We start from the raw sequence: 12060 nt of genomic DNA on the forward strand, positions 1-12060 counted from the left end.
ACGCCCGCCTTTCTCCCCAAATTCTTTACAACTCCTCTTGGGGTGGTGCGCCGCAGGCGCACCCCCTGAACGGTTACAATTTGAGTGTGCCTTTTCAGGAGTATATCGCGCAAAAACTGAGTTTGGAAGACTTTAATCTCCTGAATATCAATTTAGATCATCTGAATGCGATCGTGACCATGCCTTTTCATCATAAAGATCCCTTCGATCGCTTGCTCATTGCACAAGCAATGGTGGAAGGGATACCTATATTAAGTAAAGATTCTGCGTTTGATGCCTATCCTATTAATCGAATTTGGTGAATTATGAAAAATATGAAACGAATTATTATCAGTGTTTTGGCTTTGGGTGTGTGTTTGACTCCTCTGACTGTGCCGCTGATGGTGCAACCTAGTTGGGGGCAAAGTCAAAATTTACAGGTTGAAGAAATAAAGAGACTTGTCCAGCAAGCAGGGCAACAGCAACAGCGAGGACAAGCGCAACAGGCAATAGAAACATTGCAGCAGGCTCTAGCTCTTGCACGACAACTTAAAGATAGAACACTCGAAGGCTTAGCACTCAATGATATTGGTTTTAACTACGACAGCATTGGACAACCCCAAGAAGCATTGAAATACTTTAACCAAGCTTTACCAATTTGGCGGGAAGTAGGCGATCGCTCACTAGAAGCTACTACTTTGAATAATATTGGTGGAGTTTACGGCAGCATTTCTCAACCCCAAGAAGCATTGAAATACTATAACCAAGCTTTGCCAATTACGCGGTCAGTGGGCGATCGCGCGGGGGAAGCTGTTACTTTGAGTAATATCGGTAGAGTGTACGACAGCATTTCCCAACCGCAAGAAGCTTTGAAATACTTTAACCAAGCTTTACCAATTCTGCGGTCAGTGGGCGATAGCTCTGGGGAAGCTGCTACTTTGAATAATATTGGTTTAGTCTACAACAGCATCTCACAACCGCAAGAAGCTTTGAAATACTTTAACCAAGCTTTACCAATTAAGCGGTCAATGGGCGAGCGCGCAGGTGTGGCTACTATTAAAAATAATTTCGGTAGAGTGTACGACAGCATCTCTCAACCACAAGAAGCTTTGAAATACTTTAACCAAGCTTTACCGATTCGGCGGGAAGTGGACGATCGCTCTGTGGAAGCTACCACTTTGAACAATATTGGTGCAGTGTACAACAGTATCGGACGACCGCAAGAAGCTTTGAAATACTATAAGCAAGCTTTACCAATTACGCGGGAAGTGAGCGATCGCTCTGTGGAAGCTACCACTTTGAACAATATTGGTGCAGCGTACAACAGCATCTCCCAACCGCAAGAAGCATTGAAATACTATAACCAAGCTTTACCAATTGTGCGGGAAGTGAACAATCGCTCTGGGGAAGCTGCTACTTTGAATAATATCGGTTTAGCGTACAACAGCATCTCCCAAATGCAAGAAGCTTTGAAATACTATAACCAAGCTTTACCACTTATGCGGTCAGTGGGCGATCGCGTGGGGGAAGCTACTACTTTGAATAATATTGGTGCAGTGTACAACAGCATCTCCCAACCGCAAGAAGCATTGAAATACTATAACCAAGCTTTACCAATTATGCGGTCAATGGGCGATCGCGAGGGGGAAGCTACTACTTTAAATAATATTGGTGCAGTGTACAACAGCATCTCCCAACCGCAAGAAGCTTTGAAATACTATAACCAAGCTTTACCAATTATACGGGAAGTAAAAAATCGCGCAGGGGAAGCTACTACTTTGAGTAATATTGGTGTAGTTTACCGAGATACGAAGCAGCCGACTCAAGCGATCGACAATTGGGAAAAATCCGTCCAAATTACCTTAGAAATGCGGAGTGGTTTGCAACGAGAAAATCGACAAAAATTTTTAGAAGGTGAAAGAGGAAGCGCAGTTGCACTTGTAGATATCCTCATCGACCAAAACCAAGCCGATCGCGCTTTCCAATGGATCAACATCGCTACCACAGCCGATCTCGCCGACTACACCCGCTTAATTGACGCCAAAGTTGCCAACCCTCAAGCACAAAAAGCCATTGACGAGTGGAATCAAAAAAATCAACAACTCCAATTCCTCCGCCGCCAACTCGAAGACAAATTCTCAGAAAATCTCTCCCGACAAATGCGGGAATTAGAAGCAGAAGTCAACCGCAAAGCAGAAGAAATCCGCAGCCAATTCCCAGAAGTCGCCGAACTCTTTGAAACCACACCCAAAGACATCGCCCAACTAAAAGCAAGTATCGCACCAGATACCGTTGTCATTCAACCAGTCTTGCTCACAAATATTAACAATGTTCCCAATACCGTCGCCCTATTTGTCTTGACAAAAGACAGTTTAAGTGTTAAAAAGATTCCCATCGACCCCACAGAATTCGACAAACTCCTCACTCAATACCGCGAACAACTGCAAAATACTGGCGACACTAACTTCACCGTAACTGGCAGCAAACTCTACGACATCCTGATTCGTCCGATCGAAGACCAAATTAAAGCTACTTCCGCCAAACAATTGAGCATCATCGCTACGGGCAAACTGCGCTACATCCCCTTTGAAACGCTGTATGACGAACAAACTGATGAATTCCTCATCCAGAAATATCCCGTCAACTATCTCACCCGCATTTCCACAAGGTCAATTCCCAATTCGACTTTACAAGGCGGAGTCTTAGCATTAGGAAATCCCATCCCCCGTGCTCCGCAAAATTTATCCGGTTCGGAAGAAGAAGTTAGAAATATCGCTCAATTATTGCCGCGAAGTTCCGCCTATATCGGCAATGCCGCCACCCTCGACCAATTCAAAACTCAAGCACCCCGCTTTCCTTTTTTACACCTAGCAACTCACGGCTGTTTCCAACAGGGAGGCTGTCAAAAATTGGGCATGGAGGAAAATACACTGCTATTTGCTGACAGCCAATTCAATATTCGCGATGCCGCGTTATTAGGATTGCAAAACACCAGACTCCTCACCTTAAGCGCTTGTCAAACTGCTATGCAAGCGAATTCTAACGGTGAAGAAATATCGGGAGTTGCATATATATTTGAGCGTGCGGGCGCACAAGCTGTGATGGCTAGTTTGTGGAGTGTTGATGATTCAGCTACCAAAGATTTGATGGTTCAATTTTATCAAAATATCAATAAAGGGATGAGTAAAAATGAAGCATTGCGGCAAGCTAAGTTGAGTCAAATTGAGCGACATCCGTTTTATTGGTCGCCGTTTATTTTAATTGGCGATGCGCGGTAGTTACTAACAGGCGGAACAGTTAACCCGATCGCATTTCCAGATGTATCTGTATCCGTAAATGCGATCGTCAGCAATTAGGAGTAGGAAGTGTTCAAAAAATTCAACCTAATTACCTTTCTGGCTTTGCTTCGGAATCAATTTGCCAGGAAACACGACTTTTCGTAGTTCTTCTGCTCCTAAAATGATCGGTGGACACACCAGCAATAGCAGCCATTGCCAGGGTGCTAAAGGTGCTGTCGAAAAGATGCGACTCAACAATTCGTTATTGATCACGATCACCACTAAAATCCATTCAATGGCAATTCCGAGCCAGATTTGTGGATTAGAAAAGAATCCCAGCCGCAGAATTGATCCACGTTCCGATCGACAGGCAAAGACATTGCCCGTTTGACAAGCCACAACCGATGCCAGAGTCATAGTGATGGCTTGAGTATATATGGCGATCGTAGCGGCATCTGCTGAATGAGACAGAATGCTTGGGGTTGCGGCTTGTAATTCTGCCAAGTCATAACCGTAACTCCACCACACCAGAAAAAATGCTGCCATCGCTAGGGCAGCTTCCAGCAATCCCAAGAAGCCATAGGCGCGCAAAAGCAGAGAGCGATCGAGAAGCGGTTGCGATTTTTTCCGGGGGGGCTGCTGCATGGTTCCGGCTTCTGCCCGTTCTGCACCCAATGCCAATGCAGGCACTATGTCAGTTCCTAAATCAATAGCAAGAATCTGCATGATCACCAGTGCAGGAGGAATTTTCAACGCCACCATGAACAGAAATGGTACTAATTCCGGCAGGTTTGATGCCAGGATGTAGGTCATAAATTTGCGGATGTTTTGATGCACGGCTCGCCCCTCCTCGATCGCGACCACGATCGTCGCAAAGTTGTCATCGGTAAGGACAATATCGGCGGCTTCTCGTGCCACATCGGTGCCATTCATCCCCATCGCGATGCCAATATGGGCAGCCCTTAATGCTGGTGCATCATTGACTCCATCCCCCGTCACCGCAACTACATCCCCGATCGTTTTATAGGCTTCCACCAGTCGCAGCTTGTGCTCAGGAGACATCCGAGCAAACACTAGCCCCGATCGATATTTCAGAATTTGTTGCAATTGAGCATCCGACAGATGCCCCATGCCTTCACCCGTTACCACCCGTACAGAATCGGTCACTAATCCAATTTTGCGGGCGATCGCCTCAGCAGTCAGTCCATAGTCACCCGTCACCATCGTCACCTTAATTCCTGCCTGATGGCACTGAGCAAGAGCGTCTCTTACCTCTGGACGGGGCGGGTCAAACATCGCCACCAGACCAATAAAAATCAAGTTTTGCTCTAAGTCTTGCGATCGCAAATCCAACATTTCACTCCCCCCACGGCGCGCCGCCACCCCCAAAACCCGAAAGCCCTGCTGGGCTAAATCATCGTTGGCCGCAACTATTTCATTCGATTCGGATTGAGTGAGTTCGGAGAGAGTTCCATTCCGCAAGATAGATGTGCAGTGTCGCAACACTTCCAGCGGTGCCCCCTTGGTAAAAGCCAGGTTCGGCAAATCGCTATTCCATAGCGCGGACGATCGCCAGTCCAACACCACCGTCATCATCCGGCGACGAGAATCAAAAGGCACCTCCCGCAAGCGGGGAAGCTGTTTTTGCAAAGTTTCCAGATTCAATCCGGCTTTGGCAGCAGCCACCAGCAGAGCCGCTTCCGTTGGATCGCCAATTTCTTGCCAACGGCTAGGCGCTGTCAGGTGAATCAACCGTGCATTCGAGCAAAGTGCCGCCCCCGTAAGCAGCAAATTGACTTTCCAGGATTCTTCAAAATTCGCGGGAATCTGAACCTCACCAGCCGTAGGATCGTATCCAGCGCCCGTCACTTCAATCAGAGTCGGCGTCATCGATGGATGAGATTTCTGCTTCCCGTTAAGAGGTGGTGAGACAGCCGACTCTTGGCTGGCAGGATTTGGGCTGTTCTCCGAAGATTCCCAGGGAAGCCAGAGATAATGCACCGTCATTTCGTTTTTAGTCAACGTTCCGGTTTTGTCGGTGCAGATCACCGTTGTAGCGCTCAGGGTTTCCACAGCCGAAAGACGACGCACCAAAGCATTACGGCGCACCATTCGCCGCACTCCGATCGCCAATGACAAAGTAACCGTCGGCAGTAAGCCCTCTGGCACCAGCGCCACAATGATCCCGATCCCAAAAATAAAGCTCTCTTTCAGCTCCATCCCCACCAGCAGGTATGTCAGCAGAAATACTAGAACTCCCATACCGAGGGCGATCGCAGTGATGATCCGCACAATATCAGCAACCTGCACTTCCAACGTGCTAGGTTCCCGTTTCACGACAGCAGTGAGATGGGCTACGTGACCAAACTCGGTTTGTGCTCCCGTGGCATACACCACAGCCACGCCCCTTCCTGACGAAACCGTCGAGCCTGCCAGCACCAAATTTGGGATTTCCGCCAGATTGACCTTTTCTTGTAAGGGATGTTCGCCCGCTGGTATCGTTTTGCCAGCCCGGATTGATGCAGCTTCGCGCACCCGCACCGGATGAGCGTTACGGGCAACAGGAAGCGATTCGCCAGTCATTACAGAAATATCCAGATACATGCTTTCGGCAGTAACTAACCGAGCATCCGCAGAGACGCGATCGCCCTCTTCCAACTGCATCACATCTCCACGCACCAGTTCCTTTGCCGGAATCTGCTTTAGTTCCCCATTCCGATACACTTTTACCTGCATCGGCAATACATTCTTTAAGGCCGCTAATGCCTGCTCTGCTTGAAACTCTTGCCAAAAACTGAATACAGCATTAATCCCGATCACCGCCCAGATTGCCCAACCTAATTGAGGGGTTCCCGAAATGAATGCCAAAATCCCTGCCACCCATAGCAACAGGGCCATAAAGTGCCTTAACTGATCGGTAAATCTTAGCCACAGAGGGCGATGTGCGGGTTCTGGCAACTCATTCGTGCCAAATTTTACGAGTCGATCGAAAGCTTCGTCATCAGACAACCCGTTCTCGCTGATTTCAAAGGATTTATATACATCTTCTGGTGATAGGGTCCAAATTGGTTGATGCGATACTGCCATACATCCCCACCTTAGAAATAGTTACTGAAGTCAGTCTTGGCATATTTTTAGAAGTATTTGTGTAAACTTAATTTTTCTTACAATATCCCTGGGATCGAACTGCCCCAGTACAGATGATTTCTCTACTTTTAATACTGATAATATTGCATCCCGTAGTTCAGGGTGCGACAAGGGGGCCATAAAGCTTGCTGGAAAAGGGTTAGAGCTTTTAATCTCCGTTGATAAAATCTGCGCTTATTGCGAACAGAAGTGACCAATTCTTCTACCCATTCCTCACACTCATGAAAGGCGACTATCCAATTGTGACCGTACAAACCGACCCTAAAAGTGCTATGTCTTCGTTTAGTTCTCCCTGCTTCCTTTTGCAGAAAAATATAAGGAGATTTCCCCAAAATACTTGTTTTTTAGCCTTGGAACCCAGCAGTGGTCATCCGGATGGCAATCAACAAGACTAAACGTACTAATTTATCCTGTGAAGCTTGAGAATCTTTTTTCGTTATAACCACCAGTTTTACACTCCTTAAACATCGCTTCAATTCCCGAGCCTTGTTTATAATCACAGCCGTTTCTAAATCTCCGAAATTAGTCAGCAGATACCAAGGGGCGTTATTTCGAGAGTAAAATCCCAAACATAGGGAAAGCGCGTTTTTGATAAAGCGCACTGACCATCAAAATATTATTCGCTTGTCCAATGGTTCTATCTAAAGCAATAATCAATCGTTTTCCCTTGCGTATGCGTTGAGTAATAATTTATTTAATCATGGGAAACCAAACCAGAAGCACACTTAACAGGCGTCAGTTTCAAAAAGCGTTGTATATGGCGATGACGACTATTCTGCTGAATTGGTAAAGGTAGTGTTGCTGCTAACCTTTCTATGTTTACTTGCTTTTGGTTTTGCTAGAGGCACACTAATAATTTTAATGTAATTCGTTGCTATTTATTCAAATATTTTTGCAGGTGGCTGGGGAGAATTGAGGCAGCATTTTAATCTGGGTATTGTTGAAATAATAAGACTGTTTTTTTTACCATAATCTGGAGGCTGAATTAAAGTTTGTTTTTGGGCGAAAAAAGTCTATTGTCAATAAGCTGGGATATTCTTCACCCCGTCTGAGTTCTACAACCCTTGATTAATCTTGGTTTGGGGGCGCTTGTCGCCCCCTGAAATCCAGTAGCTTCAACAAATCTTAACTTCTCACCCTATACCCTATACCAAGGTATAGGGTATATGATTAGTTTAAGAGGTTGCAATGGAGATAATACCAATGTTCCAATGCGAAGTCTCTCGTCGTTTAGGACTCAATCCACAAACTCTATTCTATATTTTTATAAGCGTATTGGATTGATCCCATCTCCCCCAGCGGACTGAAGCGGACGATCGCCTTTTTAGCCGGCAGGATATGGAACGACTTGCCTTTATTTCTAGTGCCAAGTATTTAGGGCTAAGTCTTGAGGAAATTAAGGAAATTCTAGCTTTGAAAGATGGGCAATTACTCACCTGTAAAGCCGTCTATGACAGACTAAACAAGAAAGTTCAGGCAATTGAGGTCAATATTCGACAATTGCGATCGCTGCATGATGAGCTAGTGCCTTGGGTCAAGCAATGTCAAATCAAATTAGAGCATCCCGACCCAGCTTATCAATGCCTCGTTCTTGAAAAATCACCAGAAGCAGCGCGCGCTCAAAGAGCATCTTGACTGTAAAATTTAGCTCTACCTGAGCCTATAACTGAACAGAATTACATAAGTAAAAAAGGAGCCATGTTATGAATGCGGTGGATATGGAAATATTAGGATCTGGTTGTAAAAAATGTCAGCAGTTGGAAGCTAATGCCAAGGAGGCGAGCGCCGCTTTGAATTTAGAAGCTGAAATCCTGCACATCACCGACCCGATCGAAATCGCTAAACGCGGTGTGATGTCTACTCCAGCATTGACCATCAACGGCAAAGTCGTCAGCAAAGGAAAAGTGATCACGAGCGCAGAAATTCAGAGACTCTTACAACTCTAATAATTGGAGAAAAACCATGTTCGATCCGTTTTATCCGTTCGACTGGTTAGCTACTCAGATTGTGACTCGCCTCTTGGGTTTATCTATAAAATCTCACCTCGGAGCCAGTTTACATTTTTTCCTTTACGATGTACCTAAAGTTTTAACATTGCTGATTGTAATCAGTTTTATTGTTGGTACATTTCAAAGCTTTTTAGAACCAGAAAAAGTCCGGCATTGGTTAGAAGGCAAGCGCACCTTCGGGGGGAATATCCTGGCGGCTCTTGTGGGGATCATTACACCGTTTTGCTCCTGTTCGGCGGTTCCTCTTTTTATCGGATTTTTGGAAGCCGGTGTTCCTTTAGGAGTCACATTTTCCTATCTGATCTCAGCACCAATGGTCAATGAGGTGGCGGTGGTGTTGATCTGGGGATTATTTGGGTTGAAGGTTACGCTTCTTTATATCGGCTTCGGCGTTGGATTAGCGATCGTGGCTGGATATACGATCGGATTACTAAAATTAGAAAAATGGGTGGAACCCTTTGTTTGGGAAATCCAAAAATCCCGCTCGCTAGAGGCTCAAACAGAGGAATTTGAATCTAATCAACTCACTTGGAACCAGCGATTTGAACAGGGATGGTTTCAATCTAGTCAAATTGTGCAATCTGTTTGGCTTTATGTGGTTCTAGGAATTGCGATCGGTGCAGGAATTCATGGTTATGTTCCGACTACTTTAGTCACCCAGATAGCAGGACCTGACAACCCCTTAGCCGTTCCTATTGCTGTTATTTTAGGTGTGCCACTCTATGCGAATATTGCTGGTGTGATGCCAATTACTGAAGCACTGGTTAACAAAGGAATGCCCCTCGGAACTGTGTTAGCCTTCACAATGGCTGTTACCGCTCTTTCATTACCTGAGATGGTCATTCTGAAAAAAGTTCTTCGCCCTCAACTTTTAGCTGTTTTCATCAGCCTAGTGACTCTTGGCATAATCAGTATCGGTTATTTATTCAATGCTTTTCTTGCTTAGCTGCAACCTACTATCTTAGTTGAGTGCCACATAGCCTTCTCGGTTCATAGGCAGTAAATCTCGACTGTATTTGGGGTCAACTATCCCCTGGGAATTCGCCAATACGGGGCTGCGATCAAAAACAATTACTCGATCGCATCCTCAATTGCTCTAAACTCTCCCCCACAAAGCCAATCCGCCGCCCCTTCCCCTAGCCGCAATTATCCCATCTTCTACCAGAAAATATGCAAAAAATGCCTGCTTCCCCACACTCAAACTAAAAAATTCCGCCTCCCGCGCTTCTCCACCGCGAATAAATCCTTGATACACAGTTTTACCCAACAATTTCACGGTAATTCTGGTAAAATCAAAAGCTAAAATATTTTTATTAACCAAAAACTTAGTCGGCCCGGAAAGAGTTAGTCTGATCGCCCCAACTTGCACCGAATTCTCCACCCTGCCGGTTTCGCTATTCTCTTCCCCTTCAGCAACAGGTTCTGCCGAATAAGCAATTTGAATTTTTGCAACCCACTCAGGAATATAACGTCCCGCACCCAACACAATCCCCGCTTTTTGTCGAGTCTTTTTGGTGCCGGTGATAAAGCAGAGTTGCCAGTTGCCGATTAATTGCTCGAAAGAATAGCGAATTTTATTTTTTTTCGCGTTTTTCTCAGCTTCTAGGAGGGCGGCGACTACAGCATCGGGAGATGGTTGAGAATTAGATGTGGCAGCTTGTTCTAGAATAGATAGATTTTCCATTTAATAATATACAGATTTGTATTTTAAGGGTGGTAGCTGAGTTGAGAAACCCCTAAATACCCCAAAAAATCGGGGATTAGGGGTTGACTTTTACAGTTTCTTCGCCCTGATTAAGGGGGGCTTTGAGTGCTTCTTGTCCCACCCCCTACTCGCCTTGTGTTTTGGAGGGCTAGGGACGATCGCATCTGTTAAATGTGTAAGTCCTAAAGCTGCAAGACATTGATAATATTAGCTGAAGTAGCGGAGAAAAACATGGTTGCGATCGCCCCCACAGACACAGAAATCATCGTCATCGGCAGCGGGATTGGCGGCTTGAGTTGCGCTGCAATGCTTGCCCGCTATGGCTTTGATGTTGTGGTTTGCGAAAGCCATTCGATCGCGGGCGGCGCCGCACACGGTTTTGAACGCGACGGATTTAGCTTCGACTCCGGGCCCTCCCTGTACTCAGGATTATCCTACAGCCCGTCTGCGAATCCGCTGCGGCAAGTTTTGAATGCGATCGGCGAAAAACTCCCCTGCATCACCTACGATACCTGGGGTTGCTGTTTGCCAGAAGGCGATTTCGACACATCCGTCGGCGCGAGTCAATTTGCTGAAGTGCTCGCACAATTGCGCGGCGCGGCAGCAGTCGCCGAATGGCGGCAACTCCAGCGCATCATGGAACCCTACGCCAAAGCTGCCACAGCCTTGCCCTCCCTGGCTTTGCGCTTCGATTTGGGCAGTGTTTTTACCCTCGGCCAATTTGCGCCTGCTTTCCTGCAAAGTGCTGGCGACGCGATCGCACTTGCAGGCCCTTTCAGCAAAATTATGGACAAAAATGTCAAAGATCCGTTTGTCCGAAATTGGCTGAATTTGTTGTGCTTCCTGCTGTCTGGACTTCCCGCCGACGGAACGATCGCAGCCGAAGTCGCTTTCATGTTCGCCGACTGGTATCGCCCCAATGCAGTTTTAGACTATCCGATCGGCGGTAGTGCAGCTTTGGTAAATGCCTTGGTACGCGGTTTAGAGCGCCACGGAGGGCGGTTGCTGCTAAATTCCCACGTTGCAGAAGTTTTGGTCGAAAACAACCGGGCTGCCGGCGTGCGGCTGCGATCGGGCAAAATTATTCGATCGCACAAAGCCGTCGTCTCCAACGCTTCCGTTTGGGATACACTGAAACTTTTGCCTGAAACCTCTGTCCCGCAAAGGTTTCGGCAACAGCGGCAGGCGACGCCCGAGTGCGACAGCTTCATGCACCTGCATCTGGGAATAGATGCTGCCGGAGTGCGATCGGACTTGGCTTGTCACTACATATTTGTCAAAGACTGGGAAATGGGCGTTTCCGCCCCTCAGAACGTCGTTCTCGTCTCGATTCCCTCCCTCCTCGACCCCGACCTCGCGCCTCCGGGAAAGCACGTCATTCACGCATATACCCCCGGAAACGAGCCTTACGATTTGTGGCAAAAGCTCGATCGCACCAGCCAAGAGTACAAGCTGCAAAAACAGGCGCGCGCCGAGGTAATGTGGGAAGCCTTAGAGAGAATTATCCCCGATATTCGATCGCGCACAGAAGTCACCTTAGTTGGGACACCCCTCACCCACGAACGGTTTTTGCGCCGCCATCGCGGTTCCTACGGGCCCGGAATTCGGGCGGGTAGCGGCTTGTTTCCCGGGCCGAGAACACCTTTAGCGGGGCTGTTTTGCTGCGGAGATTCGACATTTCCAGGAATTGGTTTGCCGGCTGTTGCTGCTAGCGGTGCGATCGCCGCCAATACGATCGCACCTTTGTACAAACATTTGCAATTGATTCGGGAAGTTATTAGTTAGTTGTTATTAGACATCTCCCATAATTCTTGTGGAACAGGCACCGTGCCTGTTCAAAACCTGCTTTTTAGGAGATGTCTATTAGTTACAGCAAATTCCATGTAAATGTGGTACACTACATTCAGTACATCAGCAGAAAAAATGAAAGCTTATTCGATCG

Annotated in this window: 7 protein-coding genes and 1 pseudogene; 6 read left to right on the top strand and 2 right to left on the bottom strand. The window is 46.8% G+C overall.

Annotation, left to right across the window (positions count from 1 at the left end):
- Together QUA90_RS28950 and QUA90_RS28955 are read left to right on the top strand one after the other, a co-directional pair.
- On the top strand, positions 1-302 hold a 302-nt coding region (locus QUA90_RS28950; protein WP_333448630.1), incomplete at its 5' end, for a type II toxin-antitoxin system VapC family toxin.
- 12 nt (positions 303-314) lie between these two features.
- Positions 315-3257, top strand: a complete 2943-nt coding sequence (locus QUA90_RS28955) for a tetratricopeptide repeat protein (protein ID WP_333448631.1) — start codon at positions 315-317, stop codon at positions 3255-3257.
- 105 nt (positions 3258-3362) lie between these two features.
- Here the strand turns inward: QUA90_RS28955 and QUA90_RS28960 are convergent, their stop codons facing one another.
- Positions 3363-6344 (bottom strand): cation-transporting P-type ATPase, encoded by a 2982-nt coding sequence (locus QUA90_RS28960; protein ID WP_333448632.1) that lies wholly within the window; start codon positions 6342-6344, stop codon positions 3363-3365.
- A 1365-nt stretch (positions 6345-7709) separates the two neighbouring features.
- On the opposite strand from QUA90_RS28960, the pseudogene QUA90_RS28965 reads away from it, so the two are divergent.
- From QUA90_RS28965 to QUA90_RS28975, 3 genes and pseudogenes are all read left to right on the top strand, one after another.
- Positions 7710-8039 (top strand): annotated as a pseudogene (locus QUA90_RS28965) (MerR family DNA-binding protein); the annotation flags it as partial.
- Positions 8040-8122: 83 nt separating this feature from the next.
- Positions 8123-8350: a thioredoxin family protein gene (locus QUA90_RS28970; protein WP_333385776.1), complete on the top strand. Its 228-nt coding sequence runs from the start codon at positions 8123-8125 to the stop codon at positions 8348-8350.
- A gap of 73 nt (positions 8351-8423) precedes the next feature.
- A complete protein-coding gene (locus tag QUA90_RS28975) occupies positions 8424-9359 on the top strand; it encodes a permease (RefSeq protein ID WP_333448633.1) in 936 nt (311 codons plus the stop codon).
- Positions 9360-9509: 150 nt separating this feature from the next.
- On the opposite strand, the gene QUA90_RS28980 is transcribed toward QUA90_RS28975, so the two are convergent.
- Positions 9510-10097: a hypothetical protein gene (locus QUA90_RS28980; RefSeq protein WP_333330598.1), complete on the bottom strand. Its 588-nt coding sequence runs from the start codon at positions 10095-10097 to the stop codon at positions 9510-9512.
- A gap of 252 nt (positions 10098-10349) precedes the next feature.
- Here QUA90_RS28980 and QUA90_RS28985 point away from each other — a divergent pair, with 252 nt between their 5' ends.
- Entirely contained in the window at positions 10350-11903 is a 1554-nt protein-coding gene (locus QUA90_RS28985) for an NAD(P)/FAD-dependent oxidoreductase (RefSeq protein WP_333448634.1), read from the top strand.
- Positions 11904-12060 lie beyond the last annotated feature (157 nt).

Source organism: Microcoleus sp. D3_18_C4 (genome assembly GCF_036702355.1).
Classification (GTDB): domain Bacteria; phylum Cyanobacteriota; class Cyanobacteriia; order Cyanobacteriales; family Microcoleaceae; genus Microcoleus.

Excerpts from the sequence above, each read along its gene's own strand:
- QUA90_RS28955 (WP_333448631.1), top strand. The coding sequence starts at position 315 with ATGAAACGAATTATTATCAGTGTTTTGGCTTTGGGTGTGTGTTTGACT.
- QUA90_RS28960 (WP_333448632.1), bottom strand. The coding sequence starts at position 6,344 with ATGGCAGTATCGCATCAACCAATTTGGACCCTATCACCAGAAGATGTA.
- QUA90_RS28970 (WP_333385776.1), top strand. The coding sequence starts at position 8,123 with ATGGAAATATTAGGATCTGGTTGTAAAAAATGTCAGCAGTTGGAAGCT.
- QUA90_RS28980 (WP_333330598.1), bottom strand. The coding sequence starts at position 10,097 with ATGGAAAATCTATCTATTCTAGAACAAGCTGCCACATCTAATTCTCAA.
- QUA90_RS28985 (WP_333448634.1), top strand. The coding sequence starts at position 10,350 with ATGGTTGCGATCGCCCCCACAGACACAGAAATCATCGTCATCGGCAGC.